Here is a 16,652-nt window from a genome sequence, read left to right as displayed (position 1 = left end):
CTTTTCAATTGGGCAAAAATAAGACTTTTAACAGAAATTTAACGGCAGAACAAAAGCCCTTTTGGCATATTTAGTTAATTTGTATTAATTCTAAATAGCAAATGTTGGTATAATTTTTATTTGTTATAAATTTGCCTAAAATAAATCTTAATGAACCGTATTCTTAAAATAATTCCTGTAATTTTTCTGTTAGCAATTAATAATCTTGATGCACAGCAAGTTGTGAAAAACGATACCATTTCGGGAACTCCGCTTTCTATATCAATGGATAAAAAAGTTGAGGACTTATTGGAAAACCTGGAAGAAAAGTGCCTTACCCGGAATTCATCAAATAATGACGCACCTAAAACAACTGCCCCAAAAATAGTAGTGCCGGAAAAAGAACTTACACAGGCTGAAATTTGTCGCAGAAACCCAAGAATCATGGGATATAAAATTCAGTTGGCCGTTGTAAAAAGCAATGAAGAAGCCAGAGAAGTTGGCCTTTTTTTCAGAAGAAGATTCCCAAATATGAAAGTTGAAATCGATGCTTCGCTGAGGCCGAACTATAAAGTAATGGCCGGGAGTTATCTTACAAAACAGAGTGCAGCAGCCGATTTGGCCAGAGTACGCGCACATTTTAAATCCGCAATGGCTATTCAGTATAGGGTTTTCTGTGTGGAAGCAAAATAATTTTCAATAAAAACAAAAAAGCTCCGTGTAATTCCGGAGCTTTTTTGTGTTCTTAATTTTTCACCAGGAGACGGAATCCTTCTCCATGTACGTTAATGATTTCCAGACCTTCATCATCCCTCAAGAGTTTTCTCAGTTTCGCGATGTAAACATCCATACTTCTGGCGGTGAAATAATTCTCCTTCTTCCATATTTTTCGCAAAGCCAAATCTCTGGGCATGAAATCGTTACGGTGCATACAAAGTAGCTTCAGCAATTCGTTTTCTTTCGGAGAAAGCTTGTACTCATTATCACCCACTCTCAACTGACGCAGCATTGAATCGAAGAAAATATTACTGATCTTGAACTGCTCCTGCTCATCATCTTCCAAAACAGCACTTCTCTGCAGAATTGCTTTGATTTTATAAAGTAAAAGCTCAGTATCAAAAGGTTTTGTAATATAGTCGTCTGCGCCAAGCTGGTAACCTTTCAAAATATCTTCACGCATGTTTCTTGCCGTGAGGAAAATGATTGGCGTGTTTTTATCAATTCTTTTTACGTCTTCCGCCAGACTGAAACCATCTTTTTTAGGCATCATGACATCAAAAATACAGATATCGAATTCATTTTCTGTGAATTCCTTTAATCCCTGTTCGCCGTCGGTTGCGAGGGTAACTTCAAAATTATTTATGGTTAAATAATCCTTTAAAACAGCACCAAAACTTTGGTCGTCTTCTACTAATAAGATTCTGTTGCTCATAATTTATTTATTTTTATTTCTTTGATGAGGGTAAATATTGTAGCCCCACATTATATTAATATTTTATCAGTGGACCATCGGTAGCTTTATGGTAAAGGTACTGCCCTTCCCCTTTTGCGACTCTACAAGAACCTGACCTTTGTGGAGTTCCACGATTTTTTTCACATAAGAAAGTCCGAGACCCTGGCCTTTTACATTGTGAATATTCCCGGTTTCTTCGCGGAAAAATTTCTCGAAAATCCGCGTTTTATTGTCCATATCCATTCCCATTCCCCTGTCAGAAATTTCTACAACATAAAAATTGCCTTCATTTCTTGTCTTTACCTTAATCTGAGGTGCGTCGGGAGAATATTTATTGGCATTGTCGAGCAGATTAACCAACGCATTCGATATATGAAATTCATCGATTTTAAAAGTGTACTTGCTGGTATTGAATTCCTGGGTTAACGTACCGTTTCTCTGCGCAACAATAAGCCCGAAAGATTCAGAAATTTCTTTAATCAAAGCCCTTACATCGGTTTCTTTCAGAAAAAGCTGTACTTCATTCCGCTCTAATTTCGACATGTTCAGTACATTTTCGACCTGCTTTTTCATCCGGAGATTTTCCTGTTTAATCAATCCCGAATAATATTTTACTTTTTCAGGATTTGTTGCAATCTTGTCGTTGGCCAAAGAATCGGTCGCAACAGAAATTGTTGCCAAAGGTGTTTTAAACTCATGGGACATGTTATTGATAAAATCCGTCTTTACATCCGCAATTTTTTTCTGGCGCATCATATAATTAATTGAAATGATGTAAATCCCCAAAATGGTAAGAAGCGACATGAACGTACCCAAAAGCATCGGTAAATTATTCTTTGCCAGTGAGTAATCTTTCCGGGGGAAAACAAGCGCAAGCGTATATAAAGTACGTTCCTTACTATCGGTAAAAAGCGGATAAGTGTAGTTGCTTTTATCTTTCTGGTCGATGTAAATATCATTTACCACTTTCGTGAGCCTGTTTGTTTTATCCATTACCGCAAAGCCAAATTTTGTATTTAAACCATTAAGTTTCAACTCTTTAGATAAAACCGAATCGAGAGCTGCTATATCCACTCTTTTTTCAATTGGAAGGTTCGAGGCGCTTAACTTTACAAACTGCCGCAATGCATACGTATTATTGCTGATATCTTTAGATAATTGAGCCGTTAAAGGCTCGGCAGTATTATTTTTTTTAATTTTAAGAATACCTTCGTCGGTATAAAGTTTTGTAAGCTGCAAACTGTCACCTTTTGAAGAAATTGGAAAGTTTTGACTTTCGACAATACTTTTCTGGAAAGTTATTGTAGTTCTGTTCGCCGAATCCGAATTCTGCTGAATATAAGTCTGGGTAGGAAGATTGCTGCTGTCAACTACTGTTTTTCCAAAGTTCTTATTGTCTATATTTAGATATTTCTCCACTTCCATCTCCTGAGCTTTCAGTGCGGAGGATTCTAAAGCAGAATACACTTTGTTCGAAAAATCTTGGTTCAGTGCGGAATACAACTCTTTTATCCAATACAATTGCAACGTGACGAAGACAATCATTGAAATCGTCATCAATACAGAGATAAATGGAATAAACTTATTGTTCATTATGAAATTTTAATTTGAATTGTTAAAATTAATCATTTTAAGAATATAATAACAAGAAAACTATATAAATATTGTTTTTAATTTCTTAAAAAAACTCCTTTTAACAAAATATAAGTATTGCCAAAAGGTTTGTAAGCCCTGTGATATACTTTTAAAAATATTCTTTTACATTTGTTTTAAAATTACTCTAATGGAATCCAACACTGTTTTCAATAAAGATTTTGATGCTGCCAGCGTTTTTGTAATGAAAGTTTATGATGCCGATGTTTCCGTAATATGGAATTATTTTACAAAGCCGGAACTCCTTGACCAGTGGTGGGCGCCAAAACCGTGGAAATGCGAAACCCAAAATCTGGATTTTAAAGAAGGCGGAAGATGGAATTATGCGATGGTTGGCCCAGAAAACGAAAAACAATACGCCGGCGCCGAATACCACGAAATTACTTTTCACCGCAGTTTCGACTGGACTGACTTCTTTACTGATGCGCAAGGCAATATCGACCCAGATTTTCCCTCTGTGAAATGGCTTTTAGGCTTTACCGGCGTTGATGAAGGAACAAAACTTACTGTGAACATTCATTTTAATTCTGAAGCAGACATGAAAAAAATCCTGGATTTGGGATTTGAAGAAGGTTTTAAAACCTGTCTTGCCCAACTGGAAAAACTTATAAAATAAAAAAGACCAATCTTTCAATTGGTCCCTGTACTATTTAAAAAGTTCTTCGTCAAAAAAATACTGAATGATCGCTTTTTTCATTAAAATCTGCTGCTCATTAGGTTTTAGTTCCGGCAACTGCTCGAGTTCATCAAAGTGCGGATACCCGTCGTCATCGTAATGAGAAAATTTGTAGTATCCGAAAGGTTCCAAAAGTCTGCAAACCGCAATATGTAAAATATTAAGTTTGTCATCTTTTGTATATTTCTGCTGCCCGCTGCCCAGTTCCTGAACGCCGATTAAAAACAAAATCGTATCAATCTGCGGATGCTTGTCTGTATCGAAATTTTCAACGAAAAAAGCCTCTACTTCTTCCCAAAGTTGGCTGTCGGTTTTATTTTCCATCAATTTTATTTTCCAGTTTTAAAATAAAGGCATATTCCAGCGCGTCTTCCTTTAATGACTCGAATCTTCCGGAAGCGCCTCCATGCCCTGCACTCATATCAGTTTTGAAAAGAAGCAAATTATCATCGGTTTTCAGTTCGCGGAGTTTGGCAGTCCATTTTGCCGGTTCCCAATACTGTACTTGCGAATCGTGCAAACCAGTTGTAATCAGTATATTCGGATAATTTTTAGCTTCTACATTATCGTAAGGCGAATAAGATTTCATGTAATCGTAATACTTTTTCTTTTTCGGATTTCCCCATTCATCAAATTCCCCGGTTGTTAAAGGAATTGTTTCGTCCAACATCGTGGTAACCACATCTACAAAAGGCACCTGTGCAATAATCCCGTTGAAAAGCTCGGGCTCTTCATTCATCACCGCTCCCACAAGCAGTCCGCCGGCGCTTCCTCCCATCGCGTAAAGATGCTTTTCTGAAGTGTAATTTTTAGAAATTAAATATTTTGCAGCATCAATAAAATCGTAGAACGTATTTTTTTTCTTAAGCATTTTCCCGTTTTCGTACCATTCGCGCCCTAAATATTCGCCACCACGGATATGTGCAATCGCATACACAAAACCACGATCCAAAATCGAAAGCCGTACATTAGAAAAACTAGCATCTACCGTGTGTCCGTAACTTCCGTAACCATAGAGCAAAAGCGGAGTTTCAGAACATTTTGGCGTGTCTTTATGATAAACGAGGGAAATCGGAATGTGATTTTTACCGTCACGGGAAGGTGCCCAAATTCTTTCTGAAATATAATTTTCAGGGAAAAATTTTCCACCCAAAACTTCATGTTGTTTCAAAACCTGCGAAGTTTTCTCCTTCATATCGTACTCGATGGTGGAATTTGGCTTCGTTAAAGAAGTGTAACCAAAACGGAGTTTCGTGGTATCAAATTCAAGATTTAATCCGATATAAGCGGTATACGTTGGATCCGAAAATTCTAAATAATGAGAATTTCCGGTGCGGTTCTCGATTATTTTAATTTGAAGGAGACCTTCTGTTCTTTCTTCCAGCACAAAATAATCTTTAAAAATTTCAAAACCTTCGAGCAGCGTTTCTTTTCGGTGTGGGATTACGTCTTCCCAATTTTCAATTCCGGGATTAGCAACTTTTGTTTTTACGATTTTAAAATTGGTAGCGTCATCCGCATTGGTGATGATATAAAATTCATCCTCGTAATGTTCCACAGAATATTCAAGATCTTCTGTTCTTGGCTGAATGACCTTCCATTCTGAAAAAACATCGCCTGCAGGAATAAAATGCATCTCATCGGTAACCGAACTCGAACTCGAGATAAAAATATACTCCAAAGACTTTGTTTTGAAGATGTTAACGTCGAACGCTTCATCTTTTTCATGAAAAATCAGGACATCATGTTCATAAGGTATTCCCAGTTGGTGTCTGAAGACCTGGAACGCGCGCAGATTCTCGTCTTTTCTGGTATAGAAAACGTGCTTATTGTCGTTTGCCCAAACCGCTTTGCCCGTGGTATTGGGAATTTGTTCACCAAAGAGTTCTCCGTTTTCCAGATTTTTAAAACTTAGGGTATAAATTCTTCTTCCAACATTATCCGTGGAGAAACTCATGAGTTTGTTATCCGGCGAAACTGCAACGCTGCCTACTTCCAGAAAACTTTCGTCTTCCGCCAGAATATTTACATCGAGTAAAATTTCCTCTTCATGATCCAGCGTCTGGAATTTCCTGCTGAAAATGGGATATTCTTTTCCTTTTTCGAATCTTACGATATACCAGTATTTATTAAAAAAATAAGGTAAACTTTGGTCATCTTGCTTGTAACGTGCTTTCATCTCATCGAAAAGCAGCTGCTGAAAGTCTTCGGTATCCTTCATCATAAAATCGCAGTACGCGTTTTCCTCATTCAGATAATCGGTGACTTCCGGATTTTCTCTTTCGTTCATCCAGAAATAATCATCAGCTCTTTTATCGCCGTGAATTTCGAGAATTTTATGGATTTTTTTTGCTTTGGGAGCGTTCATTTTTGTAATGAGATTGTGAATAATTTGCCTGCAAAAAGCCCGCAAAGTTAAGATTAATTAAAAACAAAACCATCTTTAACGAAGAAAGACGGTTTTAAAATAAGATATAGAATCCAGCTTCTATTTGTTCATCTGCCGGATGTATTTCTCTATCGCCATCGTCATGGATGGTGTTTCTTTACTCGGCGCCATCACATCAACTCTTAACCCAGCTTCTTTCGCTGCCTGCTCTGTTGTAGTACCAAATACTGCAATTTTGGTAGTGTCTTGTTTGAAGTTTTCAAAATTCTTCCCTAAAGATCTGATTCCTTGAGGGCTAAAGAAGACCAACATGTCATATTCTTTCACATTAATATCAGTCAGGTCACTGCAAACGGTGCGGTACATGGTCGCACGGGTCCATTCGATCGGTGCAGAATCCAGAACTTTAACAACATCCGGGCTTAGCACATCTGCTGCCGGAAGTAAGTATTTTTCTGAAGGAAATTTCTTGAAAAGGGGCAATAAATCAGCAAATGTTTTTTCACCGAAAGAAATTTTTCTTTTTCTGTAAACGATGTGTTTCTGAAGGTAATTTGCAATGGCTTCAGACTGGCAAATGTACCGCATCGAATCGGGTACCGTAAACCGCATTTCTTCTGCAAGACGGAAGTAATGATCCACTGCATTTTTACTTGTAAAAATAATTCCTGTGTATTGCGCGAGATCGATTTTCTGGGCTCTAAGCTCCTTAGCATCAACACCTTCAACATGAATAAAAGGCCGGAAATCTATTTTGATTTTTTCTTTTTTGGCCATCTCCAGATAAGGTGAAGATTCATTGGGCGCGGGTTGTGATACGAGGATCGATTTTATTTTCATCATCAAAATATTAAAAAAACAAGAGTTTCCAGAGTACCAAAACAGGTACTATTTGGAGGGTGCAAATATACAAAAATTTATAATACCACTTTTCGGGCAATATACTGCTGGGGTGGAAAACATAGAAGAACTGTTTGAACAAAAAGGCAAATGCAAATACAGCCAGATATACATCAAGCATCAGAAATTTATCAAAAAGATAAAAAAACTGAAGCACAATCAAGATCATTATGAGTATCGAAAAACTGAAATAAAACTTTGAGGCAGTGAAGTAGAAAACTTCCCATTTTTTCGTCGTTCCCGTACCTGCAAAATACAGGTAGGTGAAAATGTTTTTCAGGAAGTAAAATACGGATATACTGGCAAAAGTAAACCCGAATTTATTCAGTTCGTAGCCGGAGAACTGAAAATCTGTAACTTTTTGTGGCACTACCGGTATATTCTGTGACACAAAAACAGACAGCACCAGGGTAAAAACAAAACTGATGATGATCCAGCTCAGAAAATTATTCGTAGAGTCGGCAAATTTCTGCAGCAGAAACTCGGTCACCGAAGAATCCCGCCGCAACGATAAAAGCATGAAAATATAGAGGAAAATGCAGCTTACCAGGACAATTACTACCCAATCATTATGCTGTACAATTCTTACCAATTTGTATTTTTTTGCAAAAATAAGCAAATAAAGCAAAGTTTAACCGCAATTTTCAGGCAATTGAAAACCCAGTATTATCTCGTAAAGAATAGCAAAAAATTTAAGCCGGAAAAGTTTATCTTTGCAAATTAATTTGTAGGATGAAGAAACTCGTCATTATCCCCACTTACAACGAAAAGGAAAACATCGAAAATATTATTTCGGCGGTCTTCGCTTTGGAAGAGGATTTTCATGTTCTTATCGTTGATGATTCTTCACCCGACGGTACGGCAGAAATTGTAAAAAATCTGCAGAAAATTTATCCTCACGAGCTTCATCTAAGCATCCGAAAGGTGAAAGACGGGTTGGGACAAGCCTACATTCATGGTTTTAAATGGGCGCTTCAGAATAATTTCGATTATATTTTCGAAATGGATGCTGATTTTTCGCACAACCCGAAAGATCTTAACCGTCTTTACGAAGCCTGCCTAAAAAATGACATGAGCATTGGCTCCCGGTATTCAAAAGGGGTAAATGTAGTCAACTGGCCAATGGGCCGCGTTTTACTCTCTTATTTCGCCTCCAAATACGTAAGATTTATTTTAGGAATTCCGGTTCACGACACTACCGCAGGTTTTGTCTGCTTCTCCAGAAAAGTTCTTGAAGAAATCGGTTTGGATGATATCAAACTTAAAGGTTACGGATTTCAGATCGAAATGAAATTCCGTGCATTCAAAAAAGGATTTAAAATTGTGGAAGTTCCCATCATATTCACCAACAGAGAGCTGGGCGAAAGCAAAATGAACGGCGGAATTATTCATGAAGCGGTTTTTGGAGTTTTAAACCTAAAATGGAAATCTATCATAGGAAAATTATGAAAAATTTCTTATTAATATTATTTTCGATTTTGGTCATGAGTTGCTCACAGCTGATTGATCCTCCGAAAAATCTTATTCCAAAAGACGAGATGTCCGAAATTATTGCTGAGTTTGCGGTGAATGACCAGTTCAACAACTTGCTTCCGCAGTCTGATTTGGAAAACGCCACCCGTTTTGTATTGAAAAACAAAAAGGTAAAAGCCAGTGATTTTACCGAAAGCTATAAATATTATATCGCATCGGGAGATTTAGAAGAAATCCTGAATGATGCACAAAAAATAATCGTTGCCAAAGATCCTGCAGCAAAAGATTATATCGATAAAAATGTAAAAGAAAACCAGAACGTACCTGCGTTTGCAAGATAAAATTATGTCCTTATTCTTCGAAATCAACAACACCACTACTGGCAAAGCACGCGCCGGAACCATTTCTACAGACCACGGCACAATACAGACGCCGATTTTCATGCCGGTAGGCACTGTGGCTTCAGTTAAAACGGTGCACCAGCGCGAACTGCGCGATGACATTAAAGCCCAGATTATTTTGGGAAATACTTACCATCTTAATTTACGTCCAAAAATGGATATTATGCAGGCCGCCGGCGGATTGCACAAATTCATGAACTGGGAATTGCCGATTCTTACCGATTCCGGAGGTTATCAGGTTTTTTCTTTGTCGAAATCGAGAAAATTAACCGAAGAAGGCGTAAAATTCAAATCGCATATCGACGGAAGTGCACACTTTATTTCTCCGGAAAAATCAATGGAAATCCAGCGACAGATCGGGGCGGATATTTTCATGGCGTTTGATGAATGCACCCCTTATCCGTGCGAATACAATCTTGCCAAAGATTCCATGGAAATGACTCACCGCTGGCTGAAAAGATGCATCAAATGGACGGAAGACAATCCGGAAATTTACGGTCACAAACAAAGACTTTTCCCAATTGTTCAGGGATCTACCTATTCTGATTTAAGAAAAGCTTCGGCAGAATTTATTTCTGAACAGAATGCTGAAGGAAACGCGATCGGCGGACTTTCAGTTGGCGAACCCGAAGAAGAAATGTACCGCATCACCGATGAAGTAACCGATATTTTACCTAAAAACAAACCCCGTTATCTGATGGGTGTTGGTACACCGTGGAACATTTTGGAGTCAATTGGACTGGGAGTTGATATGATGGATTGTGTGATGCCTACCAGAAACGCAAGAAACGCCATGCTTTTTACCTGGCAAGGCGTAATGAACATGAAAAACGAAAAGTGGAAAGACGATTTTTCGCCGCTGGATGAATTCGGGACCACTTACGTAGATTCAGAATATTCTAAAGCGTATGTGAGACATCTATTTGTCGCAAAGGAATATCTTGCAAAACAGATTGCATCGGTACACAATTTGGGTTTTTACCTCGATTTGGTAAGAGTCGCGCGGCAACACATTATCGCAGGCGATTTCTACGAATGGAAAGATTCAGTAGTTCCTGTACTGAAACAGAGACTCTAATATAATTTGGCTTTTATGAAAATCATCGATCTGTATATCATCAAAAAATACCTGGGAACTTTTGGTTTCATGCTGGGACTTTTGACGATTATTGTACTGATCATAGATGTGCAGGCAAAAGCACCCAGAATTGAATCGAACGGTTTTACGGTTGGCGAATTTTTAATTGATTTTTATCCTTACTGGATTATCAATCTGATCATCACATTCATGTCGATTTTGGTATTTATTTCAGTGATTTTTTTTACTTCAAGAATTGCCAACAATACAGAAATTGTAGCAATCATAAGTTCTGGCGCGAGTTTTCACCGATTTGCCAGACCTTATTTAATGACTTCAGGGTTTATTGCGGTGCTCGCGCTGCTGATTAATCATTTTGTTTTGCCACTCGCAAATATCAAGAAAAACGAACTCGAGCCTTATACTTACAATGCAAAAAGCCGGGAAGAATTTACCGGAAATGCCGAGATTGCCACCCAACTTTCAAAGACCGAATATATTTTCATTAAAAGCTATAACAAAAAAGAAAAACGAGGTTCTGGATTTATCTATCAAAAATTAGATAAAAACAGAAAACTTATTTACCAGTTAATCGCAAACGAATTTTACTGGCAAAAAGACAAAAAACACTTTGTCCTCAACTCTTATCTCGAAAAAACGATCACTAAAGATGAATCCGAGAAATTAGGCAACGGAGACAGCATGACCAAAAGTTTCGGGCATCCGCCGGAAGAGCTTTTCCCGGACGTGCTTTTAGGGCAAAATAAAACAACACCTGAACTCATAAAATTCATCGACCGCGAAAAAGAAAAAGGCAACGCCAACCTGAACAGCTATCTGAATGAGCTTTATCAAAGAACTTCAATGCCCGTTTCAGTCATCATTCTCACGTTTTTAGGGCTTTCATTATCGTCGCAGAAAAAACGTGGCGGTCTAGGCGTAAATCTCGCAATTGGGATTGCCCTGGCGTTTGTATTTGTATTTTCTTTCGAAGTCTTAAAGGTAGTTTCAGAAAACAAAACCCTCCCACCGCTTCTTGCGATTTGGCTTCCCAACATTATTTTCGCGCCTGTCGCACTTTATCTTTATTTCAAAAGAGCCAATCAGTAAAGAAGTTCGATTTCTTTATTGTAGAATTTTTGAAGTCCCTGATTTTCAAGTTCCACCCAAAGAAAACCCTCTTTGTCAACATTTCTGATGATGCCATTTTGTCTTATGCCTTTGATTTCAAAAACAGAAACCATTTCTTTCCTGAATAATCTTTGATTAATGTTTTCAAAAAGATCTTCCACGAAAATTTCATTCTGCAAATGTTCCTTAAGATACACAAAAAGTGAATCTGCGACTTTTGTAGCATTCAGCTTTATACCGGTTTGCGTTAGTATAGATCCTGCTTTTGGCAAATGATCAAAATTCTTCTGCAAAATATTCAGTCCGATACCGATGATAAAATAATTTATACCGCCGAGTGTTTTTTTCTCTGTTAAAATTCCCGCAATCTTCTTATTTTTTAGAATGATGTCATTTGGCCACTTTATTTCCACACGATTTTTTGTCATAATGGCAAGAAAATCGGTCAACAGCAAGGCGGTACGGAAATTGAATAAATGATCCTGTGTTTCCAAATGCTGTGCAGGAAGCGCGAGCGTAAATGCCAGATTCAGATTTTCAGCGCATTCCCAGGAATTTCCGTATTGACCTTTTCCCTTGGTTTGATTAAAAGTGTAAACGGCCTGAATATCTGCTTTCGTATGATTCAGAAATCTGAGGATTTCTTCGTTGGTCGATTCACATTCTTTTAAGAAAATTAGGGCCGGCATTTATGAAAACTTTAAGAGTTAGAACGGGCAAATTTGACCCAAATTAAATAAAAAAACAATAAATTTGCAGATTATACAAAATTTTAATGAATAAAATTACAGAAAAACAGTTGCTTACAGACAAAATCGTAGAAGCAATACAAGATACAAAAGGTGAAGATATTATGATTTTCGACCTCTCAACGATCGAAAACTCAGTGGCTCAAACATTTATTATCTGCACCGGAAATTCAAATACGCAGGTATCTGCCATCTCAGGAAACATTCAGAAAAAAGTAAGAAACGACTTGCATGACAGGCCCTGGCATGTGGAAGGAACCGAAAACTCCCTGTGGGTTTTACTCGATTATGTATCGGTCGTAGTGCACGTTTTCCAGAGAGAAACCAGAGCATACTATGATATTGAAGAGCTTTGGGGTGATGCTAAAATTACCAAAATAGAAAATCAATTATAATTTGACGGAATATATTTTTCGTCAAAATTTTTATGAATAAAGATATGAATAACAATAAAGGATTTAACTGGTTTTTTCCGATCGTAATCGCTGCAATACTGCTGATTTTCTTTACGAATATGAACAGCAATTCCAACTCTAACACTTTGGATGAGGAGGGGTTTTATCAGTTATTGCAACAGGGAAAAGTACAGAATATATTAATTTACAAAGATATTGAGAAAGCAGATGTGTTCCTTACAAAAGCTGCCAAAACCGAATTGGCAAACAAACAGGTGTCACAGGATAAAAGCCCTTTCTCAACCTTCGATTTTGCACCCAAACCGGATTACAGTTTAAGCTACGGTGATCTGCAGCTTTTCCTTGAAAAATTTGATAAAATTAAACAGGAAAATCCCGCTTTAACCACTAAAAAAGACTATGGAATGGGCAAAAACCCGATGACGGAACTGCTTTTCACGGCACTCTTCTGGATTGGTATTATGGCCTTATTCTATTTCGTAATCTTCCGCAAAATGATGGGCGGAGGCGGCGGTGGCGGCGGAGGCCAAATCTTCTCCATCGGTAAATCGAAAGCCAAACTCTTCGACGAAAAAGATAAAATTCAGGTTTCATTTAAAGATGTTGCCGGTCTGGAGGGCGCTAAAGAAGAAGTTCAGGAAGTTGTAGATTTCTTAAAGAACTCAGATAAATACACCAAATTGGGAGGTAAAATTCCGAAAGGAGTTCTTTTGGTAGGTCCTCCGGGAACGGGTAAAACATTATTGGCAAAAGCTGTTGCAGGTGAAGCTAAGGTTCCGTTCTTCTCACTTTCAGGTTCAGATTTTGTTGAAATGTTTGTGGGCGTTGGTGCATCAAGAGTCCGTGATTTATTCGCGCAGGCAAAGGCAAAATCTCCTGCAATTATCTTCATCGATGAAATTGACGCAATTGGTAGAGCCCGAGGAAAAGGTAATTTTACAGGTGGTAACGACGAACGCGAAAATACACTGAATCAGCTACTTACAGAAATGGACGGTTTCGGAACTGATACCAATGTAATCATTATGGCAGCAACCAACAGAGCCGACATCTTAGATAAAGCTTTGATGAGAGCCGGCCGGTTCGACCGTTCTATTTACGTTGACTTGCCGGAACTTCACGAAAGAAGAGAAATCTTCGATGTTCACCTGGCTAAAATTAAACTCGAGCCAAATATCGACCGCGATTTCCTGGCCAAACAAACTCCGGGATTCAGTGGTGCTGACATTGCCAACCTTTGTAATGAAGCGGCTTTAATTGCCGCCAGAAACGGTCACGAATCTGTAACAAAACAGGATTTTCTTGATGCGATCGACCGAATTATCGGGGGTCTCGAAAAGAAGAACAAAGCCATTAAACCTTCAGAAAAACGCAGAGTAGCCTATCACGAAGCCGGGCACGCGACCATTTCATGGCTTGTAGAACATGCGGCGCCACTATTAAAAGTGACGATTGTCCCAAGAGGGCGATCCCTGGGTGCAGCATGGTACCTGCCGGAAGAAAGACAGCTGACCACCACAGAGCAGATGCATGATGAACTTTGTGCAACTTTGGGAGGAAGAGCTGCAGAACAGGCTGTTTTCGGAAATATCTCCACAGGAGCACTTTCGGATCTGGAGCGTGTTACCAAACAGGCGCAGGCCATGGTCACCATTTATGGACTGAATGACAAAGTTGGTAATATTTCTTACTACGACAGTTCGGGCCAGTCTGAATACAATTTCGCAAAACCTTATTCTGAACAGACCGCAAAAATGATTGATGAAGAAATTTCAAAAATCATTGAAACCCAATATCAGAGAGCTTTAACTATCCTGACTGAAAACAGGGATAAGTTGGATGCACTTGCGGCAAAACTTCTCGAAAAAGAAGTTATTTTCCGCGAAGACTTAGAAGAAGTTTTCGGCAAGCGTGCCTGGGACCCGGAATTAACGGAACATCCGGTTTCCAATACGCAGCCAGAAATTGAGACTCCCGGTACTGTATTAGGACCGGAATCTAACACTCAGATTTAAAAACAGTCCTGATAATTGCCTTTGCAGGTGAATTATCAGGATTTTTTTATTAAATTTATAGCCTGAATAAATATTTTCTATTTTTGTTTAAATATTTACATAACCAATAGAACTTGAGCCTCTTCAAAAAAATTGTCGGAAAAATACTGAATCAGCCTGAGGATGATGAGAATCAGGATTTGGTAAAACTTGGTGATCAGTTGAAAAATGCTGATCTCGATTACAAGTTTGCGCAACTTTTTACGCATTCCGGAGGTTTTTTTAATTATTGTGGTGACGAGGCAGAAGCGCTTCAAACCCTTAATCATATACTGAAGATTGAAGATATAAAATCTGTGTTCTGCTGGGATCATGATCTTAAGAATTTTCTTGATGTGGTAAAGGTTCCCTACACCACAGAGCTCGAACTTTTTAATGACTGCGCATTTATCACCTGCGAATATTTAATTGCTTATGATGGCAGAATTATGCTTTCTCACAATAATATTCTGCATTATCATTCTTCCAGACTTCCGCAAAAAATTATTATTATGGCCAATGTTTCGCAGATTGTTACCAATCTAAACGATGCAATGGCTAAAATAAAACGCAATGGAAATATCCGAAACCTAACTTCCATCAGCGGCGGAAATTCAAAATTAGATACCCCGAACAAAGACAATACAAAACTTTTCTTACTTTTGCTCGAAGATTAATTTCTTTGAGTTTTTTTAATTCAAAGTTTTCAACCTCTTAACTTATAATCATTCAATTTTGGATAAAAATCTAGTTCAACGCATTTTCGGAGGTGCTTTATATGGCTTGCTGGTCATTCTGTGCACAACACCCTGGGGTGCCATCCTGATCAATAAAATTTCGCCGGGACTCATTCAGCCACACACGCTTTATTACGGTTTGATCACGATATTTCTTTTTCTGGGAGCCTGGGAATGTGTAAGAATGATGAAATTCAACCCTAAAAGCTGGGAAAAATGGGTGGTATTTCCCATCATCGTCTTTGTTTTTTACCGTTTTTCCAAAAGATACTTTCAACACGGATTTTATTACGATTTCAATTTATCCGAAATACTGGCACTTTCGCTTATCGTAATCGCTGTTTTTACTTTATTCCGTTTTTCAAAGGAATTATACTACGACAACGGAAAACTTATTTTCACCGTTATTTATACCGCACTGCCCTTTGGTTTCGCATTAGGGCTACCAAAATTTTCTGTGGTAAACGAAACTTTCACTTTAGAGGTATTCTTTCTTTTCGCTCTGATCTGGAGCAGTGACAGTTTTGCATTTTTCACCGGTAAATTTTTCGGTAAACATAAAATGGCCCCTAAAATTTCTCCCAAAAAAACCTGGGAAGGATTTGCCGGCGGTGTTCTGCTGACTTTGGTTGTCGCTTTTTTCATTGAAAGATTTCATCCCGATCTCCGTGGTAACTGGATTGTTGTAGGATTTTTAGTTTCTGTATTTGCACCGTTTGGTGATTTGGTAGAAAGCCAGCTGAAAAGAAATTTCGGGGTAAAAGATTCAGGAAATGTAATTCCCGGGCACGGCGGAATTCTGGATCGCTTAGACAGTTTTATTATCTGCGCGCCTGTTGTATATTTGTACTTTATTTTAGAAAAATTTATATAAATCCATGAAACTACATAAGGAATCAAAAGGAACCATTATTGTTGCAAGCATTGTATTTGCAGCCGCAGCATTTCTCTCGGTTTATTTTCTTCGGGAGTGGTCACTGTTGATTATTATTCCGCTTTTAATTATTTATGGTCTTGTATTCTGGTTCTTCAGAGTGCCAAACCGCGATATTCAGGATCATAAGGAAAATGTAATTGCACCGGTTGACGGTAAAGTGGTGATGATTAAAGAAGTGGATGAAGACGAATTTATTAAAGGGAAAGCTATTCAGGTTTCTATTTTCATGTCTCCGCTCAATGTACACATTTGCCGTTATCCCGTTTCAGGAAAAGTTATTTACAAAAAGTACCATCCGGGTAAATATTTGGTTGCCTGGCACGAAAAATCTTCCACAGAAAACGAAAGAACCACTGTAGCGGTGGAAAGTCTTACCAATCACAAAGTTGTTTTCCGTCAGATTGCAGGTTATGTTGCACGACGAATTGTATTTTACTGTAACGAAGGTGATAACGCAAAAGCCGGCCACGAATTCGGATTTATTAAATTCGGTTCCAGGATGGATGTATTTTTACCTCTCGATACAGAAATCATCTGTAAAATTGGCGATAAAACCAAAGGCGGAATTGATGTGATTGCAAAGATGAAAGCCTAATTTTGCAGCGCTTCACAAAAAAATAATAGAGTCAGGATTTTTCAGTCTTGGC

18 protein-coding genes are annotated in these 16,652 nt (G+C 38.2%); 11 read left to right on the top strand and 7 right to left on the bottom strand.

Going from position 1 to position 16,652, the window contains the following annotated elements; all coding sequences use genetic code 11:
- Positions 1-150: 150 nt before the first annotated feature.
- Complete coding sequence (locus OK344_RS06290; protein ID WP_265143974.1) at positions 151-672, top strand: SPOR domain-containing protein; 522 nt, start codon at positions 151-153, stop codon at positions 670-672.
- A gap of 52 nt (positions 673-724) precedes the next feature.
- On the opposite strand, the gene OK344_RS06285 is transcribed toward OK344_RS06290, so the two are convergent.
- Both OK344_RS06285 and OK344_RS06280 read right to left on the bottom strand, forming a co-directional pair.
- Positions 725-1,411 carry a response regulator transcription factor gene (locus OK344_RS06285; protein ID WP_088468507.1) on the bottom strand — a complete coding sequence of 229 codons (687 nt, stop codon included), beginning with the start codon at positions 1,409-1,411 and terminating at the stop codon, positions 725-727.
- 66 nt (positions 1,412-1,477) lie between these two features.
- Positions 1,478-3,025, bottom strand: a complete 1,548-nt coding sequence (locus OK344_RS06280; RefSeq protein ID WP_265143972.1) for a sensor histidine kinase — start codon at positions 3,023-3,025, stop codon at positions 1,478-1,480.
- Positions 3,026-3,215: 190 nt separating this feature from the next.
- Between OK344_RS06280 and OK344_RS06275 the strand changes: the two genes are divergently transcribed.
- Positions 3,216-3,701 carry an SRPBCC domain-containing protein gene (locus OK344_RS06275; protein WP_265143971.1) on the top strand — a complete coding sequence of 162 codons (486 nt, stop codon included), beginning with the start codon at positions 3,216-3,218 and terminating at the stop codon, positions 3,699-3,701.
- Positions 3,702-3,731: 30 nt separating this feature from the next.
- On the opposite strand, the gene OK344_RS06270 is transcribed toward OK344_RS06275, so the two are convergent.
- From OK344_RS06270 to OK344_RS06255, 4 genes are all read right to left on the bottom strand, one after another.
- Positions 3,732-4,085 carry a hypothetical protein gene (locus tag OK344_RS06270; RefSeq protein WP_265143970.1) on the bottom strand — a complete coding sequence of 118 codons (354 nt, stop codon included), beginning with the start codon at positions 4,083-4,085 and terminating at the stop codon, positions 3,732-3,734.
- The gene (locus OK344_RS06265; protein WP_265143969.1) at positions 4,075-6,129 is read right to left on the bottom strand and encodes a S9 family peptidase; all 2,055 of its coding nucleotides are present in this window, start codon (positions 6,127-6,129) and stop codon (positions 4,075-4,077) included. Before OK344_RS06265 ends, OK344_RS06270 begins: the two co-directional genes overlap by 11 nt.
- 120 nt (positions 6,130-6,249) lie before the next feature.
- A complete protein-coding gene (locus tag OK344_RS06260) occupies positions 6,250-6,990 on the bottom strand; it encodes a uroporphyrinogen-III synthase (RefSeq protein ID WP_265144115.1) in 741 nt (246 codons plus the stop codon).
- Positions 6,991-7,000: 10 nt separating this feature from the next.
- Entirely contained in the window at positions 7,001-7,642 is a 642-nt protein-coding gene (locus OK344_RS06255) for a DUF4271 domain-containing protein (RefSeq protein ID WP_265143968.1), read from the bottom strand.
- Positions 7,643-7,782: 140 nt separating this feature from the next.
- Here OK344_RS06255 and OK344_RS06250 point away from each other — a divergent pair, with 140 nt between their 5' ends.
- From OK344_RS06250 to OK344_RS06235, 4 genes are read left to right on the top strand one after another with little or no spacing between them, the layout of a single operon-like run.
- Positions 7,783-8,499, top strand: a complete 717-nt coding sequence (locus OK344_RS06250; RefSeq protein ID WP_265143967.1) for a polyprenol monophosphomannose synthase — start codon at positions 7,783-7,785, stop codon at positions 8,497-8,499.
- On the top strand, positions 8,496-8,864 hold the full coding sequence (locus OK344_RS06245) for a DUF4296 domain-containing protein (protein ID WP_265143966.1): 369 nt from the start codon (positions 8,496-8,498) through the stop codon (positions 8,862-8,864). Before OK344_RS06250 ends, OK344_RS06245 begins: the two co-directional genes overlap by 4 nt.
- Before the next feature lie 4 nt (positions 8,865-8,868).
- Entirely contained in the window at positions 8,869-10,002 is a 1,134-nt protein-coding gene (gene tgt, locus OK344_RS06240; RefSeq protein WP_265143965.1) for a tRNA guanosine(34) transglycosylase Tgt, read from the top strand.
- Between the two features lie 15 nt (positions 10,003-10,017).
- Complete coding sequence (locus OK344_RS06235; RefSeq protein ID WP_265143964.1) at positions 10,018-11,112, top strand: LptF/LptG family permease; 1,095 nt, start codon at positions 10,018-10,020, stop codon at positions 11,110-11,112.
- Here the strand turns inward: OK344_RS06235 and OK344_RS06230 are convergent.
- Complete coding sequence (locus OK344_RS06230; RefSeq protein ID WP_265143963.1) at positions 11,106-11,822, bottom strand: biotin--[acetyl-CoA-carboxylase] ligase; 717 nt, start codon at positions 11,820-11,822, stop codon at positions 11,106-11,108. The two genes, OK344_RS06235 and OK344_RS06230, sit on opposite strands and share 7 nt — an antisense overlap.
- An 86-nt stretch (positions 11,823-11,908) precedes the next feature.
- Here OK344_RS06230 and rsfS point away from each other — a divergent pair, with 86 nt between their 5' ends.
- From rsfS to OK344_RS06205, 5 genes are all read left to right on the top strand, one after another.
- The gene (gene rsfS, locus OK344_RS06225; protein ID WP_265143962.1) at positions 11,909-12,277 is read left to right on the top strand and encodes a ribosome silencing factor; all 369 of its coding nucleotides are present in this window, start codon (positions 11,909-11,911) and stop codon (positions 12,275-12,277) included.
- A 44-nt stretch (positions 12,278-12,321) separates the two neighbouring features.
- Positions 12,322-14,313 carry an ATP-dependent zinc metalloprotease FtsH gene (gene ftsH / locus OK344_RS06220; RefSeq protein ID WP_265144114.1) on the top strand — a complete coding sequence of 664 codons (1,992 nt, stop codon included), beginning with the start codon at positions 12,322-12,324 and terminating at the stop codon, positions 14,311-14,313.
- 113 nt (positions 14,314-14,426) lie between these two features.
- Entirely contained in the window at positions 14,427-15,008 is a 582-nt protein-coding gene (locus OK344_RS06215; protein WP_088468496.1) for an LUD domain-containing protein, read from the top strand.
- 58 nt (positions 15,009-15,066) lie between these two features.
- Positions 15,067-15,942, top strand: a complete 876-nt coding sequence (locus OK344_RS06210; protein WP_265143961.1) for a phosphatidate cytidylyltransferase — start codon at positions 15,067-15,069, stop codon at positions 15,940-15,942.
- A gap of 4 nt (positions 15,943-15,946) precedes the next feature.
- Positions 15,947-16,600, top strand: coding sequence for a phosphatidylserine decarboxylase family protein (locus OK344_RS06205; protein ID WP_088468494.1), 654 nt, complete (start codon positions 15,947-15,949; stop codon positions 16,598-16,600).
- Positions 16,601-16,652: the final 52 nt, after the last annotated feature.

Source organism: Kaistella yananensis (assembly GCF_026107505.2).
GTDB lineage: Bacteria > Bacteroidota > Bacteroidia > Flavobacteriales > Weeksellaceae > Kaistella > Kaistella yananensis.
This window is presented reverse-complemented; position numbering and strand designations above follow the sequence as displayed.

Excerpts from the sequence above, each read along its gene's own strand:
- rsfS (WP_265143962.1), top strand. The coding sequence starts at position 11,909 with ATGAATAAAATTACAGAAAAACAGTTGCTTACAGACAAAATCGTAGAA.
- OK344_RS06245 (WP_265143966.1), top strand. The coding sequence starts at position 8,496 with ATGAAAAATTTCTTATTAATATTATTTTCGATTTTGGTCATGAGTTGC.
- OK344_RS06270 (WP_265143970.1), bottom strand. The coding sequence starts at position 4,085 with ATGGAAAATAAAACCGACAGCCAACTTTGGGAAGAAGTAGAGGCTTTT.
- OK344_RS06275 (WP_265143971.1), top strand. The coding sequence starts at position 3,216 with ATGGAATCCAACACTGTTTTCAATAAAGATTTTGATGCTGCCAGCGTT.
- tgt (WP_265143965.1), top strand. The coding sequence starts at position 8,869 with ATGTCCTTATTCTTCGAAATCAACAACACCACTACTGGCAAAGCACGC.
- OK344_RS06250 (WP_265143967.1), top strand. The coding sequence starts at position 7,783 with ATGAAGAAACTCGTCATTATCCCCACTTACAACGAAAAGGAAAACATC.
- OK344_RS06265 (WP_265143969.1), bottom strand. The coding sequence starts at position 6,129 with ATGAACGCTCCCAAAGCAAAAAAAATCCATAAAATTCTCGAAATTCAC.
- OK344_RS06230 (WP_265143963.1), bottom strand. The coding sequence starts at position 11,822 with ATGCCGGCCCTAATTTTCTTAAAAGAATGTGAATCGACCAACGAAGAA.
- OK344_RS06205 (WP_088468494.1), top strand. The coding sequence starts at position 15,947 with ATGAAACTACATAAGGAATCAAAAGGAACCATTATTGTTGCAAGCATT.
- OK344_RS06235 (WP_265143964.1), top strand. The coding sequence starts at position 10,018 with ATGAAAATCATCGATCTGTATATCATCAAAAAATACCTGGGAACTTTT.
- OK344_RS06280 (WP_265143972.1), bottom strand. The coding sequence starts at position 3,025 with ATGAACAATAAGTTTATTCCATTTATCTCTGTATTGATGACGATTTCA.
- OK344_RS06285 (WP_088468507.1), bottom strand. The coding sequence starts at position 1,411 with ATGAGCAACAGAATCTTATTAGTAGAAGACGACCAAAGTTTTGGTGCT.
- OK344_RS06260 (WP_265144115.1), bottom strand. The coding sequence starts at position 6,990 with ATGAAAATAAAATCGATCCTCGTATCACAACCCGCGCCCAATGAATCT.
- OK344_RS06290 (WP_265143974.1), top strand. The coding sequence starts at position 151 with ATGAACCGTATTCTTAAAATAATTCCTGTAATTTTTCTGTTAGCAATT.
- ftsH (WP_265144114.1), top strand. The coding sequence starts at position 12,322 with ATGAATAACAATAAAGGATTTAACTGGTTTTTTCCGATCGTAATCGCT.